Consider the following 22,594-nt stretch of genomic DNA (forward strand, 5'->3'; position numbering starts at 1 on the left):
TCTGTGACGCTAATCCCCTAGGAGTCGCCCAGCCTCCACTCCAATCAACCCCTATATGGCATACGTGTTAACAAATGTCATCCACAACTTTTGGTGATGGACCCAACTAAAGTGATTTCTAGGAATATTTGGGTAATAAAAATAATGTTTTAAACCTCTTTCACCCAATACGTTGTACAATCATCACTTCGATCGAGGAAACCATATTCAATTAAGTATCTTCTTAATGATACGTAATCACTATAAATAGGCTTTAAAATCGCATTTACTTCTTTTTCGTTAAATTTACGCCCTACCTCAAACTTCGTAACAATGTGTTGCAGTAAAATTATTTTTCGTTTTTCCTTACTTGGAAAGCTTTCAATAGAACCGTCTAAGCCATTTTTAAAGTATGTCGCTAGTACTTTTTCTTTCTCATCTACTGTAATCGCATAACGCTCATCCACCTGTGTCGCCCCCTTATGAATTGGCTCGTAAACTTTTGTTGTTTCCAGAGCCTGCATGATCGCTAGAAAAACTTTTGCTTGCTTTTCTTTTTCTTTCAGTTTAAATCGGTGCTGTCGAATCGTTGAAATACTATTCGCAGAAGTATTATTGATAATTTCTTTATCTGGTGCCCCTGTTGCAAATAGCTGAAGCAATTCGGTTTGGATATCTGATAAGCCCGTATACTTCTTATCTAATTGAGTTAACGCTTCAAACACCGAGCCATGTTCTTTCTCGATGTGGAGTTGTATAACTTTTTTTGCCGTAAAAAAACGATTATCTATTTTGAATACTTCCTCAGCATCAAATGTCTCTTTACAAAAAATACATTCATAAGCATCACCTTTATTAACATACCCCCTCGATAATTCCTCTATTGTCAAATCAGTTATATTCATAAACAAAACTCCTTCACGTTCATTATTTAATAAACAATATATAATAAATCCATCTATTTGTAAACAAACATTCATTTTGTTTATTTATCTAAAAACAACAAAAAAAGAATCTACTTTGACAATAATTAATCAAAATAGATTCCTATAGATAAATCATCTTAAAAGAAACGATAGACATATCAATTTTCCATACAACTTTTAGCAATAAATACTGATTACACTAGGGTTAATCATTTTTAAGGATAAACCAATAGTTATCTTTGTTATTTTCATCTAATATATTAGCAAAGTGGTAATAAATAGCAGGCGTGTTGATTAGGAAAAAATAGGTTTAATTTTTGAGCGAAAAAAAGGATTTTTGTTGGCTCATCACAAAAAGTTATGGATGATATTTGTTAAAACATATGCCATGTATTAGTTGATCTTCGTTCTGATGGGCAACTCCTTGGAGATTAGCGTCACAGATAAGACCCTGCAACGAGCAACGCGAGTAAAGCGGCTCATCGGACGCCCCAGGAAAGTATCCAGCTGGAAAGGAAATCACCCCCTCGTTTTTTGTCGAAGAGCCATAGAAAAGAGTTGTCTCAGCGCAAGAGACAACTCTTTTCTTAGTATCGAAACAAAATCGCTCTTTATCGAAACTATTTGAGCTTTTATCGAAACAAAATCTCATTTTATCGAAACTTTTTAGGCTTTTATCGAAAAACAAGCTCTTTCTATCAAAGAAATCAACCACACGTTATTGTGATGATCCAATATATTCATATTTTAACTGATTGTAGAGTAGGGCTACTCGATTCCCACTGGAAAGCGAGACAGACGAGACCCTGCACGGAGCGAATGTTTTCTGTGCGAAAGCATAGTGTAACGTAGCGGCAGCAATTGTTTTCTGTAGCGAAAGTGAAGCGTCAGTGGCAAAACGAGTAGCCCGTAGCGGAAATCTGCCTCTTAGAATGTATAAAAATGGTTAATCAACACACCTGAATAAATAGATCTTTTTATCGCTCAATAATAAACCTATTTTTTCCCAATCAACACTCCTGATAAAATATCCAATTATTAGAATGCGCATTAGACGTGGTAATAGTCCTATCTCATACTAAGTTGAAAGGGGTTGATTATACTTAACTAGCTCTTCTTTCAACTTTATTTTGCTTATCTTCCCTGACGCAGTGACGGGTAACTTATCTAGAATGAGGAACTTGTCTGGAATTTTGTATTTGACAAACCGCTCTTTCATAAAAGCAAGTAATTCCTCTTCTGTAGATGCCTCCCCTTCTCGAAGGACAACACAGGCATATGTCAATTCGCCAAATATCGCATCTGGAAGACCGATGACTGCCGCTTCCAAAATAGCTGGATGTTGATGAAGCGTCTCTTCTAATTCCCGCGGATAAATATTAAATCCACCTTTAATGATCATTTCTTTTTTCCGACCGACTATACGAACGTAACCATTTTCATCGATTGTAGCCAAATCTCCTGTATAAAACCAACCTTCCTGATCAATCGCTTGAGCAGTTTCTATCGGCATATTATAATATCCTTTAGTCACGCCAGGACCTTTACAAGCAAGTTCACCAACCTCGCTGACCTTACACTCCTGACGATTTTCATCGACCACTTTTAATTCCACGCCAGGTATCGGTCGCCCCACTGTCTCCGAACGAGCCTTATCATCGGCATCAAATCCAGTCAGGGTAAGTGTTGCAGACGTTTCAGTTGAGCCATATGCGATTAAAATATTGCAGTTCATATCCGTCCGTATTTTTTTTACAACTTCCACCGGACATGGTGCAGCAGCCATTTCACCTGTTCGAAGGGAACTTAAGTCATATTTCTCAAAATCAGGAGAATTCAGTTCCAATATAAACATCGTTGGAACTCCTGGATGTACAGTTACTTTTTCTGATTCGATGAGTGCCAATGCCCCTGTCACTGAATACTTCCCCATTATCACTAATTTCCCACCACAAAATACTGCCCGAAGGAGAAATGTGATACCCATAATATGAAATAATGGATTTGGAATTAAAAACACATCATCCTCTGTACATTCCATAATTTTTGAAGCTGAACCAGAACTAAATAATACATTTTCATGTGTTAGCATCGCACCTTTTGGACGTCCTGTTGTGCCCGATGTAAACATAATTGTAAATAAATTACCCTTCGGCTCAACGTGAATATCTTCAAATTCATTACCAACTAATAAATCATCATAATAAAGATATCCCTCTGCCTGAAAACCAACGGAAATTAGAATCTCCAACGATTCTATTTCTTCACGAAGTTCTGAATAAAAACTTACTTCCCCACAAAGTAACGCTTTGGCTCCTGTTTGTTGCATTATATAGGAACTTTCCTCCTTGGTGAAAAATGGATTAAGAGGAATCAAAACAGCTCCAACACGTGCAATAGCAAATAATGATGTGACGAATTCAATTGAATTTATGAGGGCAACCGCCACGCGATCGCCGCTGTTAATACCATTACTTATTAGTCCTTGTGCAAGTTTTGTCACTTCACGATCTAATTGTCCGTAAGTCATTCTTCTTTTTTCATAATAGATTGCTTCCCGATTCGGCAATTTATTAGCTTTGATTTTCAATAAATCACTGACATTGGAATGTATTAAAATGTTATCCAAATTTTCCACCTCTCCTACTATAGATAGTCCCAACAACTGGCTAGAAATAAATGCTCAAATCGACTTCTACGAACAACACTTAGAAATACTTATATTTTTTATAATGATTCCCAAATTGCTGCGATTCCTTGCCCCCCGCCGATGCAAACTGCCGCTGCACCATACCTTTTATTACGTCTTTTTAATTCGTAAATAAGTGAATGCGTAATTCTTGTTCCGCTTGCTGCAAGTGGATGTCCGAGAGCAACAGCACCACCATTAACGTTTCCTATTTCCAAGTCAAATCCAAGTTCCTTCTGACAAGCTAAATATTGTGCAGAGAAAGCCTCATTAATTTCGATCAAATCCAAATCTTCCAACTGTAAATTTGCTTTTTTCAAAGCTCCTCTAATTGCCGGTACCGGACCAATCCCCATATATTTCGGATCAACACCAACAACATCCCATGAAACAAGACGCGCAATCGGTTTCAATCCATTTTTCTCTGCATAATGGCTAGATGCAATAATAACTGCCGCTGCACCGTCAACCATTCCACTTGCATTTCCAGGTGTAACAACCCCTCCCTTAACAAAACGGGCTTCCAGTTTCCCGAGCTTTTCCATAGTTGTCTCACGGATATGTTCGTCATGTTCAACGATGGTATCACCTTTGCTTCCTTTTACATTTACTGGGACAATTTCTTCTTTAAAATAGCCTTTTTCTCTCGCTTTGATAGCGCGCTCATGACTAGAAAGTGCATGGGCATCCACTTCTTCACGTGTTATTTTATACTTTTCTGCAAGGTTTTCTGCGGTTTGCGACATTGTGTATCCAGCGTTCGTATCAAGCAAGCCATCCCATACCCAGTCTTCAACCATTGGTCCTCCAAGAGGGCTTCCCCATCTCGCACCGCGAATAACGTGAGGTACTTGGCTCATATTTTCAGTACCACCGGCCAAAACGACATTCGCTTCTCCTGTAAGAATATAGCGTGCACCAGTTAAAATTGCCTCAATACCAGTACCACAGACACGGTTGATTGTGACTGCAGGTACCTCAAGAGATGTACCCGCTTTCAAGCCAACATGTCTTGCTAACATATGAGCATCTTTACTCGATTGCTGAACATTGCCGAATACGACTTGATCGATGTCATTGGGGTTGATATTTGATTTACGAATTGCTTCTTTTGCTGCGATTACACCTAGTTCAGTAGCCGTAATGTCACGGAATGAACCTGAAATTTTTGCAAATGGCGTACGTGCACCTTCTAATAAAACAATGTCTGTCATTCTATACATTCCTTTCACTATTCTTAAGGCAACTGAAAAATGACTTACCTGAAAAATCTACTATTTGGATCCACTACTCTGACATACGCTATCCATGAGCGATACCGAGCTTCCTGAGACAATTGGAAGTTGGTCATGAAGGCGTCGACTTAGGAAGACGCGCCCCTAAGTAAGCCTTCTTCTCTTTCGCTTCGTGTAGGGGCTCGACTTTCTCGCATATTCTGAACGATTATAAAAAATTCAGGTGTATTGATTGACCATTTTTATACATTTAAAAGACGAATTTCCGCTACAGGCTACTCGCTTTCCTGTGGGCGGGGGGCGAGTAGCCCTGCACTATAATCAGTTAAAATAGGGATATATAGGCAAATGAAGCAACAAAAAATTCCTTTTATCATTCAATAAAACCTATTTTTCCATAATTACACACCTGTTAAAAACTCTACTTTTTTTATTTTTCAGTACCTCTTCTTCATATTAATTAAACAATATAGCGTTCTACCGCAATTACTCGATCAGCAATACGCCTCTTTGTTTCAACTATATTTTCTTTACTACTTGCAATCAGCCGTCCTGTTGCCTGTGAGAACCCCTCATGATCGTTAAGATGATTAAGTAAATTTAACCCTACAATTGCACTCCGTTGCGCAATTTCATGAATAAAGACTTTTGCACAATCTAATTTTTGTCCATTTTGTTCTTCCCCAGACTGCTTGATTGCTTTTTCAGCACGCAAGATGGCACTTTCACTTGCGTAAATACCAATTGCAAGATTTGCAAGGAATGCCGCGATTTCTTGCTCTTCATTCATATTATCGATACTAGCCTGATGAATCGCTTGGATTGTCACATGGTAATAATCCTTCAAAAGACGGAGTGTCTGTTTTTCATGTTGAAGTGGCCCATTTTCAGGATGTATTGAATGATTTTTTGCAACATAACGTTTCAACAATGTAGAAGCTATTATGATTCTGTTTATTTCATTTGTACCTTCAAAAATTCGATTGATACGTGAATCACGGTAAAGAGTTTCTACCTCATATTCACCCATATAGCCATACCCACCATGAATTTGAACGGCTTCATCGATGACAAAATCTAGCGTTTCGGAAGACAAAACTTTATTCATCGAACATTCGACAGCAAAACCTGCAATCGTTTCACCGTAACTCGCACCGTTGTCTTTCATTTCCTCAAAACCTTTTTGCATTGCGCCAGCCGTGCGATAAACGCTACTTTCATTGACAAATGTTTGAATCGTCATATCAGCAATTTTTTGTTTGATCAAATTAAAACTAGAAATCGACTTGTGAAACTGTTTACGTTCATTGGCATACTTTGTCGCAAGTTCAATCGATCGCTTGGAAATACCAAGTGCCGTTGAAGATAATTTAAAACGACCAATATTTAAGACATTAAAAGCGATGATATGACCACGACCAATTTCTCCAATCACATTTTCTATCGGTACTTTTACATTTTCCAAGATGAGTGAACGAGTTGACGATCCTTTCAGCCCCATTTTTTTCTCTTCAGGACCAGTCGTTAGACCCTCGTACTCTTTTTCAACGATAAATGCCGTTATTTTAGCGTTGTCTATTTTTGCATAAACAATAAAGATATCTGCAAACGCCGAATTTGTAATCCACTGTTTTTCTCCGTTGAGCACACAATATTTTCCATCAGCTGATAACTTGGCAGTTGTTTTCAGTCCCATTGCATCAGTTCCAGCAGATGGCTCCGTCAGCGCATACGCAGCAATCTTTTTTCCAGTTAATAAAACAGGCAAATATTTATCCTTTTGCTTTTTATTCCCAAAATAAGCTATTGGTAGTGCACCAATACCAGTTTGTCCCCCGAATGTAATGGAAAAAGAACGGCTAATAGCCATCTTCTCAGAAATGATTGCGCCACACACTTTCCCAAGTTCTAATCCGCCATCTAGTTCTGGAATATCAGCACCGATTAATCCAAGTTCTCCCGCTTCTTTAATAAGACGGACCGTTTCATCGAATTCTTGATTTTCAATTTTTTTTAGTGCAGGCATAACTTCATTCACCACAAACTTCTCAGTCATATCGGCAATCATTTTATGCTCTTCACTAAAATCTTCCGGTGTGAATATATCTTCCGGAACAATACTTCCAGATAAGAAGCTATTTGTCTCCATTTCTTCTATCAACACTTTCTTTCACTCCCTCCATCTAGAAATCTGATCATTCACTGGCTTCCCTACTAAAGTTTTGTAGAAAATGAAGAACCTGGTGACTTTGTATATGAACGTTTTCTATTAATTTTATTAACGACCAATATAAACTGGCTTTCTCTTCTCAACGAATGCGTTCAACCCTTCTTTTCGATCTTCTGTGGAAAATGCATTACCGAAACATGCTGCTTCAATGATTAACCCAGACTCGATATCCGTATTACTTCCGGCATTGACGGCCTGTTTTACCATTTGCAGGGCAACTGGTGGCTTTTGAGCAAGTTTTTTTGCCCATTCTTTTGCAACAGGTATAACTTCTTCAGCTGGCACAACTTTATTTACAATACCCAGTTCAAGTGCACGAACAGCATCGAACATTTCTCCAAAATAGAGGAGTTCTTTCGCTATCCCCTGCCCAACAATTTTAGGTAAACGTTGAGTGCCTCCTCCGCCAGGAATAATTCCAAGACCTACTTCTGGAAATGCGAACTTTGCTTTTTCAGTGCTAATACGTAAGTCACACACCAGAGCAAGTTCTAGTCCACCACCAAGTGCCATTCCATTCAACGCTGCTATGACTGGCTTAGTTGAATTTTCTATTTGTGTGAATACTGATCTAGATACTTTATTCATCTTATTGATTCCGACAAGATCCAATCCCGCCATTTCGGAAATATCTGCACCAGCAACAAATGCTTTTTCACCACTGCCAGTTAAAACAATTGCCCGAACATCATCCTCTTCATCCAACTTACTGAACACATCAGATAACTCATTGAACACTTGAGTATTTAGTGGATTTACAGGTGGACGGTTAATCGTTATTGTAGCTATATTATTTTCAACTTCTACTAACAAAGATTTATATATCATTTTTTCACCAGCTCCTTTTTTTCTTCATAATCGTAAAATCCTGCTCCTGATTTCTTACCGAAACGACCAGCTCTCATCATTTGTTTCATTAGTAAAGGTGGTGCAAAGCGTGGATCGTTAAATTCATTGTTGAAATATTCCATTACATGGTAGCCGATATCGACACCAGCATAGTCTTGTAATTCGAACGGTCCCATAGGGTAGTTCAAACCAAATTTCACTGCTTTATCAATATCTTCTGCAGATGCTACACCTTCTTCTAAAAGACGAATCGCCTCGATAAACTGAGGAATCATAATGCGATTGACAATGAATCCAGGCGTATCTTTTTTGACTTCCACAACTTCTTTCTTCAGTTGAACTGATAGCGCTTTCAAAGTAGACACCGTATCATCACTCGTTTCGTAACCGCGTACGATTTCTACCAGTTTCATTAATTGTGCAGGGTTGAAAAAATGCATACCTGCGACACGATCCGGACGTTTCGTTGCAGCCGCAATTTCTGTTATGGACATGGATGATGTATTCGTAGTTATTATGACATCTTCTCTAACAATTTCATCAAGCTGCGAGAATACCTCTTTCTTTAAATCCAGATCTTCAAGAACTGCTTCAATAACAACATCGACATCTTTCAAATCTTCAAGCTTTGTAGTTGTCTGGATGCGCGAAAGTGTTTCCTGCTTTTGTTCTTCAGTCATTTTCCCTCGCTCAACACTTTTTGACATAAATTTATTAATTCGAGCCATGGCCCCTTCTAAATAACTGTCTTTAATATCTCGCAAAACTACGTTAAAGCCATTCAGTGCGGCAAGATTTGCAATACCTGCACCCATAGAACCAGCGCCAACTACACCAATTGTTTTAATCATCATAATTAATCTCTCCTAACTTTTTTCTATATTTTCATTATATACAGACAATAATTTACGTTGTATCTACATAGTGTAGGAAAAAGACATCTTCTTTCATCAAATAATATGAATATCTTACTTTCCATTCATAATTGTTACCTTTGAAATCCTTTATATAAATTCATGATCCTTCAAACTGCCAAAAATCCTTTATTCAAGTCATCCTCCATCTCAAAATAGAACATTTCACATTACGAATATCTTTTTCTATTACAATAATAAATACAAAAAAGCCGAACTGGAGCTCCGGTTCAGCTTTTTTTGTTGTACGTTACGATGTTTAAATATGTTCTTTCATATTACAATAGATAAATCGCTTTCGCGTAAAAGACAAGAGACCTATATCAATATTTAATGTTATTGGTCTCTTTATTTACTCAGTAAATTTCCAATCATTATTTTCAATACTTAAAACAGATATTCCATCAGGCTCAGGGCTTGCTTGTGATACACCAAAATCAAAAGTTCCCGTAGCCCCTAAGTATTTTCCTAAATCGTTTTGTAAATAAGTATGAATATCTTCAGATGTTACATTTCCTGCTTTAATCGCTTTTACGACAACATTTACACCGTCCAAAAGATGTGCAGCAAATAAGTCTGGTTCACTATTAAATTCTTTTTTATATGCATCACTGAATGCCTTTAGCATTTCTTTTTGATCCGAATCTGGCAATTGATCGATAACACTTAGTTTACTACCAACGACCATAATGTTTTCATTGTTATCCTTCACTTGTTCCAAGAATCCTTGGTTTGCAGCAGCAGTACTTTGAATCATCGGAATGTCGAAATTCATTGCTTTAAAATTACGAGCGATAATTCCAGCGCCAGGTGTTCTCGACCAAACGATGATCGCTTCAGGATCCTTTTTACGAACTTTTGTCAATTGAATTGTCATATCTGTAGCTGTAGCATCGAACTCTTCATGAGCAATAATCTCGATGCCATTTTCCTTAGCCAACGCTTCAAATGCTGGCTTACCAGTTACTCCGAAGCCGTCAGAAGCATTTACCCACGCTACGTTTTTAATATTATTCTTCTTTAAATATTCAACAATCGGCATTGCAATGACAGTTGTGCTTTGTGCCATGCTATATACATACTCACTTTCCGATTCAATCGGTGCAATTGTAAGTAATGGTAGTTTTTTCTCAATTGCTTTTGGTATAATGGCCATCGTAGTACTCGATTGAGTCGCTCCAACAACCGCTACAACATCTTCTGAAATTAATTTATCCATCGCGACTACCGCTTTTGTATCATTCGTTTCATAGTCTTGTTTGATAAGCTGAATTTTCTTACCATCAATTGGCCCTGCTTCATCTAATTGTTTTTGTAGTAACTCCACAGTCTTTGCTTGTGCGCTACCAAGTGTTGATGCTGGACCTGTTTCAGCTACAATCACACCAATTTTTATAACTCCTTCCTCATTTTTCTTCCCGCTTGCCTCCTCTGCATTCTCAATTCCACATCCCGCAACAACTAATATAAAAACTAAAGATAAAATAGCAACTAGTTTACCCTTTAAAAATTTTTTCATACAAACCCTCCACTCCCCCAATTTTTTGTCAAAACAATTCGTTCACTTACCCTACCTTTATGCCTAGATATGCTGATTTCACTTCGGGATTCGAACTAATTTCTTCATTCGTGCCATCCATTATGAATTTTCCTTGATCCATTACGTATGCACGATCAGCCACTTTTAACGCTGCTTTAACATTTTGTTCTACTAAAATGACCATTGTTCCCATTTCTTCTTTAATTCGCACTAAAATCTCCAAAATTTCATTCACTATTTTTGGTGCTAACCCCATCGATGGCTCATCTAGGAGAATTATTTTAGGATCAGACATGAGCGCACGTCCAATCGCAAGCATCTGCTGCTCCCCGCCACTCAAATTTCCACCAATCCTATGATAATGTTTTTTCAATCCTGGAAATAAATTCAGCATTCTTTCCAAATTCTCCTCTACATGTTTCCGGTCTTTATAGTATTTCGAGTAAATCCCTAACGTTAGGTTTTCCTTTACGGTGTGTCCTGGAAAAACTTGACGTCCTTCTGGGACAAGACATAAACCTTTCCCAACTATTTTGTGGGCAGGGAGACCACTAATCAAATCATCTTGAAGTATTACTTTTCCTTCGACTGGTGTGTAAATGCCCGCTAATGTATTTAATAACGTACTTTTCCCAGCGCCATTAGCACCAATAATGGATACAATTTCTCCTTTGTCCACATGAAAGTCGAGCGAATGTAAAATTTGAATCTTCCCGATACGTGAACTAAGACTTTCAACTTTGAACATTAAATTGCCTCCTCTCCTAAATAAGCACTAATTACCTTTTCATTTTTCTGTATTTCATCAGGGGTACCTTCCGCAATCTTAGCCCCGAAATCAAGAACCACAATCCGATCAGCAAGTTGCATAATTGTCGCCATTTTATGCTCTACAAATAAAAACGAATGTCCTTTTTCCTTTAAATCACTAATATATCCTGCCATTGTATTTGTCTCGGCATCATTCAGGCCTGCCATAGGCTCGTCCAACATGATGAGCTCTGGTTTGTAAACAATTGCCCGTGCGAACTCCAACTTCTTTTGCAATCCATAAGATAGTTGTCCAGCTTGTTCATGTAATAGATCACTCATCTCCATCATCGTTAATACTTCATAAGCTGCTTTAAATGCATATTCTTCATCTCTTTTTACCGTTGGAAGACGGAATCCAGCACTAAAAACATTCGTTTTTATATTCACTGAAGTCCCCATCATTACGTTTTCCAAAACCGTCATATTACTGAAAATTTGCAAGTTTTGAAACGTCCTGGAGATCCCAAGGTGAGCTAAATCAAAAATTTTCCTTCCTGATATTTTTTTTCCTTTAAAAAGAACTTCTCCGTCTGTCGGTTGAATGTATGAAGAAATCATATTAAACAATGTCGTTTTACCCGCTCCATTAGGGCCGATAACAGCGACAATTTCTCCTTCACCGACATGAAAGCTAACATCATTCACCGCTGTCACTCCACCGAACTTTTTCGTTACACCATTTACTTGGAGTAAATTGTCCATATCTAGACCCCTTTCTCAGAAGCAACATTTTTCTTAATGGTTACATCTTTTTTTATAGAACTTCTAACAGGTGATATTTTCCTGACGTCTAGTATTCCAACCAAGCCTTTAGGCATGAAGATCATAACAAGTATTATGATTAAACCATAAACTACGATTTCGACTTCACCATTAATATTGAAATACGTATGCCCTACAAAACGAATTACTTCATTTAAAAACATGATAGAAGCCGTTCCGATAATTGCTCCCCAAATGGAATGGACACCACCGACCATCACCATTACAAGAAGTAAAATTGAAAATGAAATATAAAATGTTGGCGGTGCGATAAAATTAATGTAATGCGCGTACAGACTACCCGCCAATGAAGCATACACAGCACTTAATGCGAAAATAGCTACTTTATATTTTGTTACATTGACGCCCAGTGTCTCCGTTCCAATTTCACTATCATGAATGCTTCGTAATATCCTCCCAACACTCGAACGAATAATATTAGTAGAAAACAAGATAACAACAAAGACAATACTCCAAACAAAGAAGTAGAAGTTCACTTGGTTTCCTAAATCCAGTCCCAGTAATGATAAATTTGGAATACCGACTAATCCACCAGCTCCCCCTGTATAATCACTTAGCCCCACCAATAAAATGTATACAATGACGTTAATCGCAATTGTAGCCAATGCCAAAATATGACCTTTTAGTTTTAAAACTTGCATTCCTATCAAATAAGCAATGATGAACGTCGCGACCATTCCAATTCCCATCGCAATCCAAGGTGATACGCTATATTTAACTGTTAAGACACCGGAAACATAAGCGCCTATTCCGACAAATGCAGCGTGTCCTATCGAAATTTGTCCGGCGTAACCTATAAGTAAACTTAGACCAATGGTGATGATGCAATAAATCCCGATTAAAATCAAAAGCGTAAATACGTATTGCGAACTTACAACCAGTGGTAATAACAAAATCAATGCAATAAATCCTAAAAAACTTTTCCAGCGCCTTCCATATAAAATCGTTTCTACTTTCTCCACTATAAATCCCCCCTCTAAACACGTTCTCCAGTTGCCTTTGTAAACAAGCCTTGTGGTCTGAAAAATAAAACGAGCAATAAGAAACCAAATGCCAATGCATCCGTATAATAAGTAGAGATGTATCCGCCCGAAAATGCTTCAATGACGCCCAATAGTAATCCGCCTGCAACAGCTCCAGGTATGCTGTGCATTCCACCGAAAATCATTGCTACAAAACCTTTTATACCGAGAAAAAAGCCCATTTCATATGTTGCATCTGTCAGTGGGGCAATCATGACACCCGCTATAGCGCCTAATCCAGCAGCAATTGTAAAAGCAATCATAGACATCGTTTTTGTGTTAATCCCCATTAAGCTTGCAGCACGTGGATTTTTTTCACTTGCGCGTAAAGCAGAACCGAGAAATGTTTTTTCAAAAAACCAATAAAGCACTATTAAAAGTGCAAGTAATACTACAAGAATCCATAAACTTTGCGAATTTACGACAGCCCCGAAAAACTCGATTGACTTACTTTCAACTAACGGTGGCAGAGATTTTGGAGATGTTCCCCATATGATCAAACCCATCCCTTTTAAAAAAGTTGAAACACCTAATGTAATAACAACCAACACTATCGGCGTTGCTTTTCCAGCAGGATTTATAGCTAATCTTTCAACTGCTAAGCCGATAAAGGCCGTAAGCAAAATCGCAAGTGGAATTGCACCTAAGATGGGGATACCCAAATTGACAAATGTGACACAAGATAGTGCTCCAATCATTGCAAATTCTCCTTGCGCCAAATTCAATACCCCTGTAACGTTATAAATTGTTACAAATCCAATAGCTAATAATGCATAAATACTCCCCACAGTCAGTCCAGTAATTAAGTATTGTAAAAACAAATCCATCTGATATAACCCCTTCCGAAATAGCTCTAAATTATTGCTCTTCTCCAAAACGTGTGGTTGATTTCCGTTCCGACTGGGCGCTTTGTTGTTACTGTCGCTACGCTTTCGCACAGATAAAACAATTGCTGCCGCTACGTTAGCACTTCGCTTTCGCACAGAGCAAAGCTTCCAGGGGGCGTCTGATGAGCCGCTTCACTCGCGATGCTCGCTCCAGGGTCTCATCTGTGACGCTAATCCCCTAGGAGTCGCCCAGTCTCCACTCCAATCAACCAATATACAATGTATATATTTTTAAAAATGTCATCCACAACTTATGGTGATGAGCCTAGATTATTGTCGATTTTGAAAATGATGACAAAAATCACTTTCCTATATCCGTCCATTTCTCTTTCACTATTGAGTTATTGGTACTACGGTTCTGACAAGACCCCCACAAAAAAGATAACGCTTTCATAAAAATAATAATAAAGCATTTAAACTCTTTTATATTTCCTACTATAGAAGACTCTGAAAAACTCAAACCCTCAACTTTTATATGCTTAGTTTGTCTTCTACATTAAAAAGACAATCTCAATTGCTACCTGATAATATTTTTTGATGTACTGTTAGTTTTTCACGAATATGTTCTGGAATTGCTAATGCTTTTGGTTTCTCTTTAAATGAAGTCCAAGCACGCAATGTGTACCCTGCAGCAATCAATGTCTCTCCACGATAAAATGTATGAGATAATTTAAATACTCTATTGTGAAGCTCGATGACTTCTGTTTTCACAATTACCTCATCTTCGAAAAAAAGCGGCGTCTTAAATTCGCATTTAGAATCTAAAAGAGGCGTCGAAATTTTTTCTATGGATAATAACTCAGATGTTGGATGTCCCAACTCAGTAAAAAGTTCATGCGTCGCTTCGTCCATCCACCTATAAAAATTTGGAAAAAAAACAATTCCCGCAGCATCCGTATCGCCAAATCTTACTTTAAACGAGTAATCTACAGCCATTATATCCCCCCTGATTTTGAATAAATCGTGTATCTACAAACTTGCTTTGATTTTACTCTTTAATCCAATGGTCTTTTCATGCCCCAAAAACCGTTTGTAACATTTCCCTTTTTTGTAACTATTCTGTAACAATGTGATAATTTTAATTGTTATCGTAATTATATTTTTCAAACATTTTATTTGATACGTACACTCTGTAGGAATCATTCTATTTTTTTCATCAAAATTGTTAAATAAAAAAGACAGACCCATTAAACAGTGACCACTGATAAAGTCCACGATTATAGTTGTTATACAGAGGGGGCAAAAAATAAAACCTATTCTGTGACAATTAAATCGACTGAACAAAAAGATCAAGAAGTGATTTAAAATAGTGAGGAATTTAAAGGGAATGCGAAATCACGCTATAAAATTGAAGCGAAAAATAGTGAGTTGAAACACAGGCACTGTTATGATGTGGCATCATCTATAGATCTATTTAGTATGTAAAATGCAAGGTACCCTGCCATATTGACAGTAAATCCGGAGTAAAAAATATGAAAAGGAAAAGAGGCAATTCGTTCGATTTTGAACGAATTGCCTCTTTTTGATTTAGCTCACACTTACAAGTTTTTAAGTAGCCCCATTAAAAGATCTGTCGATTTAAATCGTATAGTTTGATTGCCATCATTAAGTTAAAACGTGTCTCTGAATCATTTAAATCTATTTCCAGTAGACTCTCAATCTTTTCTAAACGGTAAAGTAATGAGCTTCGATGAATATATAACTCTTCAGAGGTACCTTTAGCATTGCCGTTATGCTGCAAGTATGTGCTAAGTGTTTGAAGCAAATCGCTATTCTTTTTATCTGTAAAATCAAGCAATACGCCCAACTGACTTTCAATGAATGTAGTGACAACTGAAAAGTTTAGATCATGCAAGATTGTGTATGATCCTATTTCTTCAAACAGTGAATAGCCCTTAGATTTAAATCGGCTTTTAACGACATTTAATACTTGCAATGATTGTTCGTAACTATTGAAATACTCATTCATATTTTCTACCTTACTCCCAATGCCTAAGTGAACTTCACACTTTATCATACTTTTGGATACTGCTTTTCTTACTGTTTTATAAAAATCCATCCAAAACTGTTTGCGATTTTTTTCATCCTCTATCGGCACGATGAATAAAAAGTGTTCACTGAATGTAGCCATTAAAATTTTCTTCGATTTCAGCGTAATTCCTTCATTAATGTAATCCCATACAATCGATTTTTTTGCTGTTTGCTCAAATAAATTCAGTCCAGCTACTTCAGATTCAGCCAAGTCGATTGCCAAATTTGCAACACGATGAGGCTTAAAAATATCCCATTGAAAAAGATTTGCATACTGCAAAATACTTTGGTCATCTTCAATATTTTTCACAAGTAATTTACTCATCAATGTATCTTTCGCCTGTTTATCGGCATCCAACACAAGTTTCTGCTTAATGAACTGAATGGAACAAATATTTCTTGAAAGTTCCACCGTCAATTGATCAAATTCATCTAAATCTCCATTATTCATGCAAATTGCCAGATAGCCCAATAGCGCATTCACACCATTGATTGGCGAAATCAAAAAAGGGGGCCCGCCTTGTTCCAATACTTTAAACGTCCCTGTCCTTATACGCTCATTTTCCAATACCTCTCTCAACTTACCAATATCCCCTAATTCACTTTCTTCAATTTTGTATGATAAAGGATGGAAAAAACGATCTAATAAAATAACTGAACCACCATATAATTCAGCTAACATTTTCGTTACACCGTGAAAATCATCATTGACAACCGTTTCTTTCACAAGAGCTTGCTGATAATCGAGGAGAATATGTAAACGCTTACGATTATCTTTCTCTAAATTGTAAAGTAGCGCATTTTCGAGCAAAATTGCTATATGATCACTTAATAATTTCAGTGTATTTACATCGTCTTGTGAAAATAGGAGATTGCCATTCTTATTTCCTACTTGCAGAACACCGATTGTTTTCAAATCAACGACAATTGGAATTGTTATTTGATGACCACCCGATTTTTCGATGAATGGAAAATACTCTTTAAATGTATTTTTATGATCCACTATAACCTTTTCATCGAAATCTTTAATACCAAAAACAGGGACTTGTAAATCGAAACAATTTTCTTTTTCATTAAATAAATAAATACAGGCAGATTGTGCATTTGTCCCTAGTCCAGCTCGGATAGTAAATTCATTTATATTCTCCTTGAGTGACTGATTGATTGATAAGTTTCGACTAATCCATTCAATTCCCTCAATTTTTCTTAATTGCTGGTCCTTCCGTCTTGCCAAAGAAATCGCAATCGCAACATCTTTACCAAACTCGTCAAATATTTTATCCATCTCAAGCAAAGGTACATAGGTAAAAAATCCGATAATACAAAATCCAAATCGATGTACATCATCTGTAAGAGGCACTGTAAACCATGTTTTTACACCTGTTTCTTTTAACTTAGCCATTAATATACAGTCTTCCTGTTTGTTTGTTTCTTTACTATGTAAACTTTGCCCAAGTATTAGCGGTGAGCATTTTTCTATTTCCATAGGAAAAACATTACTAAGCTCATTAGCATTTCCACCCCATGCTTTCGGTACGAATTCATCAGCATCCGCCAAAATCACTCCAACAAAATCACAATATAGCTCTGATTTAAATGACTCTATTAAATAATGAATCGCTTCTTCTTCCGTCCCCATTTTAATCAATTGCCTCGAAGTCATTCGCAAATGATGTTCAAGTCTATTTATAATCTTTTCTTTTTTCGTCTCAACCATGTAAAAATTCTCCCTTCTTGTCTAAAAGCATATTTGTAATTAACTATTCGACATGAAAAGTGGTACTACCTTTTTTGGTACACCGCTTCTAGTTGAATGGGTTATGTTAGATAATCAGATACTGGAGAAATAGACCATCGTAACAAAAGCTTCCCTCCTAACAAAATGTATTAATTATCCTTTTTATATCGTTAAACCTTTGAAGGAGATTTTTATATATGCGAAAATGAGGCTTTTGTTAGATTACCAGTTAGCTTAATTCAATGTTTCTTTGGTTGAGATAACCTGCTCCGTTAACACGACAAGAAAAAGATGCTGCCCCTATAGCTATGCATAAAACATGAAAAGATACTGTAAGGATTCAACTCTCTCTAATATTGCACATAAATATTTTTATCATTTCTTTAAATAGTGTCACACTTCCTAACCCCTAATTGTCTTAGTTATTAGAGATACTAATTTTGTATTTATGATCATTAGGAGGTTTATTTATGAAGATATTACTTGCTGGTTCTACAGGTGTAATTGGAAAAATGGTGATTCCAATGTTAATACAAGAAGGGTATGAAGTAATTGGGATGATTCGATCAGAAAAACATGTTAAAACAATGCAAGAGATGGGGGTAAAACCAGTAGTTGCAGATGCGTTTGATCGAGATAGTGTTCACGCAGCCTTCACTGAAACTCAGCCTGATGTTGTAATGCATCAACTTACTGCACTAAGTAGTGGCGATATAAACGATAATTCAAAAATAAGAATAGAAGGAACAAAAAACCTTGTTGATGCAGCTAATTACGTTGGCGTAAAAAAGATAGTTGCACAAAGTATTTCATGGGCTTATGAGCCTGGGAATACGCTAGCTACCGAAGAAACACCTTTAGATATTAATGCCTCTTTACCTCGCAAAAAAACAATTGAGGGAGTTATTTCTTTAGAGGAAAAGGTAAAAGAAATTCCTGAGTTCATTATCCTTCGCTATGGTACATTATATGGTCCTGGAACTTGGTATTCGGGTAACGGTAAAATTGCTAAACAATTACAGATGCAGGAGTTATACGCAACAAATGGGATGACATCCTTTATCCACGTAAAAGACGCAGCAAAAGCAGCTGTATTAGCTTTAAATTGGCAGTCAGGTTCTGTAAATATCGTAGATGATGAACCTGCAAAAAGCTCTATTTGGCTTCCCTATTTTGCTGAAGTTATTGGAGCCCCCCTCCCTCCTACAAAAGATATATGTAATTCTTGGGAACGAGGATCATCAAATGAAAAAGCAAAAAAACAATATGGCTGGGAACCTACTTACCCTTCTTGGACAAAAGGATTTAAATTTTTGCATCATTATTAAGAATAAAATGAACTACAATATAAGAAGGTTAAATTTATGAAAATAAATAAAATTTATAAGTCTTTTATTTACACTGTTCTAATTGGATTTTTTAATTCTTGTTTCATATCGTTTATCCTTGTTTCTATAAACTCAGGATATAGCCATACATTTTTAATCCATTGGCTACGAATGTGGGGAGAAGCATTTATTTGTGCTATACTTTGTGCTTACATTTTTCCAAAGATAATAAATAAACTTATGAAATTCATTACTTTTGTAGAAAAATGATAGATACAATAAAATATAAAAATGTATGTAGAATATTCCAAGGATTACGGTATGCATTACATTAGAGATGGAAGGGTTTATCATGTTAATCAATGATTTGAATATAGAGGACTTATATAAAGAATATAAGAATTATTGTTTATCAATCGCATACTATTTGCTTGGTTCAATGACAGATGCTGAAGATATTGTTCAAGATACTTTTTTGAAAATAAAGGAACATGAAAAGATTGAGAAAGACATCACTAATTTAAAGGCTTATATAAATAAAATGATCGTTAACCGCTGTATGAATGAACTAAAGTCAAGTAGAAAAAAGAAAGAAAGTTATATAGGTACATGGTTACCTGAACCTATACTACAGGAATTCAATAGTGAGCCTCTTGAGAAGCTAATCCAGGCAGATCAATTAAGCTATTCATATATGGTTCTGATGGAAAACCTTTCACCTAGAGAGAGGATAGCTTACGTTTTAAGTAATGCTCTAGGGCTAAAGCATAGTGAGATTGCCGATATTCTAAAAACAACGACTGTCAATAGCCGAAAGATATTGAGTAGAGCACAAATTAAAATGGGAAGAAAAAGTGGAAAAGATTTGGCTGTTAATCTTCAGAAAAATTATATAGAACAATTTATATTGGCATTATCCAACGGGGATATTCAAGGAGTAACTCATTTGTTATCTAATGATGTGCTATTTGCTGCAGATGGAGGAGGTAATGTAAGAACAGCAATAAACATCATTGAAGGGAAAGAGCGAGTATCCGCACTTATTTCAGGAATTTCAAAGAAGTTTTTCTTTGGAAAAAGTGCTACTACAGCTTTAATAAATAATCAATATGGTATAGTAGTCACTGAAGGTCAAAAAATAACAGGAGTTTTTTGTTTTGACTGGAATTCTTCAACACTAACAATTAAAAAGATTTTCTATGTAGTAGCTCCAAATAAGTTAAAATACAATCCTTTTTAGGGGTGCGTTGGTATACGGATTGTTCTTTTTTAAAGAGCTATCCGTATTAATTTTCTTGTTGAATTAACCTGCAAGTTAGTACAATAAGAAAAAAGAGCTGTCTAAACAGCTCAATGATTTTCAAGTAAAGCCCCAGTTTGTTGAATAACAGATAAAAAAACAGACCATTTAACTGGTCTTCCTATTCAAGTGTTATTTATCCCTTTGAATTTTCTAGTATTACCTAGTAAACCCGCAATATAAATATCGTAATATTTACCCAATCTAAAAAGTTCTTCTTTAAGAGTACCTTCCAAAAGAACCGTATTTTTAATAGAGCAAATTGTCCTGTTGTCATAGCCAAACACTTGAAGTTTTACTTTATTTAAATTCAAAAATGTTCTATAGCTATAGCCAATTTAACCGCGGCTGGCGGCCTGTGCCAACTCAGTGAGCCACTTTCCTTGGTCTCCTTTGGTTTTGGAAGCTATCTTTTTCATCTTGTCGGTTCCGCCCCAGATTAAGTATACGATATGCTCGACCTCGTAATCCTGAAGGCCACGAACCTGATTTAGCAGCAGCATGAGATACCTCTCATTTTCCATATCGGTTTTGATCTTCAGTTTCATCGAATCCGTGCTATGCAGCATACACTTCACCAGCGTAGGAATCGTTTCCGCGTTAACTCCATGACACTCAACCAAAGCGACTGTGAAGTTGTTCTGAACGGATTGGTGTTCTTCGTCAACCTTTCCCATATATTCTTCTACTAACGGAAAATAAGTCTGGTCTACCAATCCGAGGCCGAAGACTGCATAACTACCCGCCATGCAATTCTTTTCACCTTCTGTATCCGTATACCATTCAAACGATTTCATCGCAGCACGGGCATATTCCTCCACCAAGGGATGCAAATTCGGATATTCCAGGGCATTGGCGAAGAAGCGATGCGTACCCGACTTGGCCAATCCTTTGATTGGTAGCCATTGCCTGACGCCAGATTTCAGCTTGATTTGATAGCTATTGTGGAAGCCCATGCTTAACAAGCGAGTTAGAAACCGGAGCGCACGTGCATAACTCTCCTCCGTTTCCTGCTTAATGGCAATGGTTACCTCGGCAAACACATCGTTGGCTGTGTATTTCACCAGTTCGTCGCAAAAGCTGACATCTTCCTTGGCGAACGTTCCACTGCCTTCCTTTGTCATACGTTTCGCTCGGTCGCTTCCCAACTCGATAGCACAATTCAAAATATTCAACCCCTCATTTCTTCTGTGGGAGGGCTCATATTTCAGAATTAAGGTTGCAGCATAGATGACCAGTTCGATTGGACCTTGCTCAGTATTTTCAAGAAGGGCATCGCTTTTTTTCTTATATTCTTTTTGCCATTGTGTTCCCATATTTTCGAAATAACGGGGCAACCAGTGATTCTCCAACCAATTCCGCAAAGCACCAATCAGATATCTGCGATGTTTTGCAAGATGTTCGTTCTCTTTATTCACATATTGAATTTTCTCGAAAATAGAGATGATATGGACTACATCTAAATCTGGAAACAGTCTCTCGTCCAGCAGGTGCTTGGAGAGGAAAAACGTCTCCAAAGGTTTAGTCGGATTTTTTCCCGCTTCGAGCTTATCCGCGATATAAAAGGAGATTCGTTTCAGTAATTGTTTCTTCTTCGTTTCGTCGACGTATTCTAGAATACGAACGTTAACATCTCCTTCTCGCGTCCGGAACTTGCCGTTAAAAGTAAATGGACAATTGAACAACGCCGGCGACACCTCGTCCAATTTTTGCCGTATGTAAGAAGCAAGCTCAGGGACGATCCGCTCTCTCACTTGTTCCTCGGTCAGCGTTTCCGAAGATTTGCCGGTCTTGACTACTGGCAACGTTAAAAAGGTCTCCGTTTCTCTCACCTTCACCCTGCCCTTAACATATTCGAGCAGAGCGTAATCATGTATTCCCGCCTGTAGCGAATTACGCTTTACGATTTGTTCCGCGTCCTTATCGCTAATATTGGTTATCCATTTATCGATTTCCTGTTTCATTTTGTCTAGAATCGTTTCCAGAGTGAGACCCATGTTCAACTTATGCTCCTTTGTATAGATTGATTTTCCGTTCCCCTTCATATATTCTGACGGCAGCGATTTTGAAGAATTCTTGCAAACATCGCAACAACCTTTATCTTTGATAAAAAGTTCATGAACTATATGCTTCGCTGTAATGCGCATTCCGCTTTCGGAATTCCAAAATATAGATAGTTATGAATTATTCCCCATTATATCCCACCCTCACAAACAGAACAATTGGGCGCGAGACCCATTTATTGGGCGAAGACTCTTTGATAAACAAAAAGAACAATCCATTATTCGATATTCTGTTCTTAGACTTGAAAGTTTGGGTTACAATGTGAC

General features: G+C 37.1%; 17 protein-coding genes and 1 pseudogene. 4 read left to right on the top strand and 14 right to left on the bottom strand.

The annotated features are described in order from the left end of the window. Window positions 1-149: 149 nt before the first annotated feature. The 12 genes from QRN68_RS24365 to QRN68_RS24420 all read right to left on the bottom strand — a co-directional run bounded on the left by QRN68_RS24365 (window position 150) and on the right by QRN68_RS24420 (window position 14,803). Window positions 150-884 carry a DUF2087 domain-containing protein gene (locus tag QRN68_RS24365; protein WP_285399845.1) on the bottom strand — a complete coding sequence of 245 codons (735 nt, stop codon included), beginning with the start codon at window positions 882-884 and terminating at the stop codon, window positions 150-152. 1,099 nt (window positions 885-1,983) lie between these two features. Continuing rightward, window positions 1,984-3,534, bottom strand: a complete 1,551-nt coding sequence (locus tag QRN68_RS24370) for a class I adenylate-forming enzyme family protein (protein ID WP_285399846.1) — start codon at window positions 3,532-3,534, stop codon at window positions 1,984-1,986. A gap of 98 nt (window positions 3,535-3,632) precedes the next feature. Continuing rightward, a complete protein-coding gene (locus tag QRN68_RS24375; protein WP_285399847.1) occupies window positions 3,633-4,808 on the bottom strand; it encodes an acetyl-CoA C-acetyltransferase in 1,176 nt (391 codons plus the stop codon). Between the two features lie 481 nt (window positions 4,809-5,289). Next, on the bottom strand, window positions 5,290-6,993 hold the full coding sequence (locus QRN68_RS24380) for an acyl-CoA dehydrogenase family protein (RefSeq protein ID WP_350224370.1): 1,704 nt from the start codon (window positions 6,991-6,993) through the stop codon (window positions 5,290-5,292). Window positions 6,994-7,107: 114 nt separating this feature from the next. Beyond that, a complete protein-coding gene (locus QRN68_RS24385) occupies window positions 7,108-7,887 on the bottom strand; it encodes an enoyl-CoA hydratase/isomerase family protein (protein WP_285399849.1) in 780 nt (259 codons plus the stop codon). Further along, a complete protein-coding gene (locus QRN68_RS24390; protein WP_285399850.1) occupies window positions 7,884-8,762 on the bottom strand; it encodes a 3-hydroxyacyl-CoA dehydrogenase family protein in 879 nt (292 codons plus the stop codon). The genes QRN68_RS24385 and QRN68_RS24390 overlap by 4 nt, the downstream gene beginning before the upstream one ends. Before the next feature lie 412 nt (window positions 8,763-9,174). Continuing rightward, on the bottom strand, window positions 9,175-10,341 hold the full coding sequence (locus tag QRN68_RS24395) for an ABC transporter substrate-binding protein (RefSeq protein WP_285399851.1): 1,167 nt from the start codon (window positions 10,339-10,341) through the stop codon (window positions 9,175-9,177). A gap of 46 nt (window positions 10,342-10,387) precedes the next feature. After that, window positions 10,388-11,110 (bottom strand): ABC transporter ATP-binding protein, encoded by a 723-nt coding sequence (locus tag QRN68_RS24400; RefSeq protein ID WP_285399853.1) that lies wholly within the window; start codon window positions 11,108-11,110, stop codon window positions 10,388-10,390. Next, window positions 11,110-11,877: an ABC transporter ATP-binding protein gene (locus QRN68_RS24405; RefSeq protein ID WP_285399854.1), complete on the bottom strand. Its 768-nt coding sequence runs from the start codon at window positions 11,875-11,877 to the stop codon at window positions 11,110-11,112. The genes QRN68_RS24400 and QRN68_RS24405 overlap by 1 nt, the downstream gene beginning before the upstream one ends. A 2-nt stretch (window positions 11,878-11,879) precedes the next feature. Next, entirely contained in the window at window positions 11,880-12,920 is a 1,041-nt protein-coding gene (locus QRN68_RS24410; RefSeq protein ID WP_285399855.1) for a branched-chain amino acid ABC transporter permease, read from the bottom strand. A gap of 14 nt (window positions 12,921-12,934) precedes the next feature. Continuing rightward, entirely contained in the window at window positions 12,935-13,963 is a 1,029-nt protein-coding gene (locus tag QRN68_RS24415; RefSeq protein ID WP_285399856.1) for a branched-chain amino acid ABC transporter permease, read from the bottom strand. Window positions 13,964-14,377: 414 nt separating this feature from the next. After that, entirely contained in the window at window positions 14,378-14,803 is a 426-nt protein-coding gene (locus QRN68_RS24420; RefSeq protein WP_285399857.1) for an acyl-CoA thioesterase, read from the bottom strand. Between the two features lie 288 nt (window positions 14,804-15,091). Here QRN68_RS24420 and QRN68_RS24425 point away from each other — a divergent pair. After that, window positions 15,092-15,292 (top strand): annotated as a pseudogene (locus tag QRN68_RS24425) (IS5/IS1182 family transposase); the annotation flags it as partial. 136 nt (window positions 15,293-15,428) lie between these two features. Here the strand turns inward: QRN68_RS24425 and QRN68_RS24430 are convergent. Beyond that, window positions 15,429-17,615: a helix-turn-helix domain-containing protein gene (locus QRN68_RS24430; RefSeq protein WP_285399858.1), complete on the bottom strand. Its 2,187-nt coding sequence runs from the start codon at window positions 17,613-17,615 to the stop codon at window positions 15,429-15,431. A 491-nt stretch (window positions 17,616-18,106) separates the two neighbouring features. On the opposite strand from QRN68_RS24430, the gene QRN68_RS24435 reads away from it, so the two are divergent. The 3 genes from QRN68_RS24435 to QRN68_RS24445 all read left to right on the top strand — a co-directional run bounded on the left by QRN68_RS24435 (window position 18,107) and on the right by QRN68_RS24445 (window position 20,204). Next, window positions 18,107-18,964 carry an NAD-dependent epimerase/dehydratase family protein gene (locus QRN68_RS24435; RefSeq protein ID WP_285399859.1) on the top strand — a complete coding sequence of 286 codons (858 nt, stop codon included), beginning with the start codon at window positions 18,107-18,109 and terminating at the stop codon, window positions 18,962-18,964. A gap of 36 nt (window positions 18,965-19,000) precedes the next feature. Next, on the top strand, window positions 19,001-19,234 hold the full coding sequence (locus tag QRN68_RS24440) for a DUF2798 domain-containing protein (RefSeq protein ID WP_285399860.1): 234 nt from the start codon (window positions 19,001-19,003) through the stop codon (window positions 19,232-19,234). An 82-nt stretch (window positions 19,235-19,316) separates the two neighbouring features. Next, window positions 19,317-20,204 (top strand): sigma-70 family RNA polymerase sigma factor, encoded by an 888-nt coding sequence (locus QRN68_RS24445; RefSeq protein WP_285399862.1) that lies wholly within the window; start codon window positions 19,317-19,319, stop codon window positions 20,202-20,204. 398 nt (window positions 20,205-20,602) lie between these two features. On the opposite strand, the gene QRN68_RS24450 is transcribed toward QRN68_RS24445, so the two are convergent. Next, window positions 20,603-22,309 carry a DUF6138 family protein gene (locus QRN68_RS24450; protein ID WP_350224371.1) on the bottom strand — a complete coding sequence of 569 codons (1,707 nt, stop codon included), beginning with the start codon at window positions 22,307-22,309 and terminating at the stop codon, window positions 20,603-20,605. Between the last annotated feature and the right edge of the window lie 285 nt (window positions 22,310-22,594).

This window comes from Lysinibacillus sp. fls2-241-R2A-57 (genome assembly GCF_030209535.1).
Classification (GTDB): domain Bacteria; phylum Bacillota; class Bacilli; order Bacillales_A; family Planococcaceae; genus Lysinibacillus.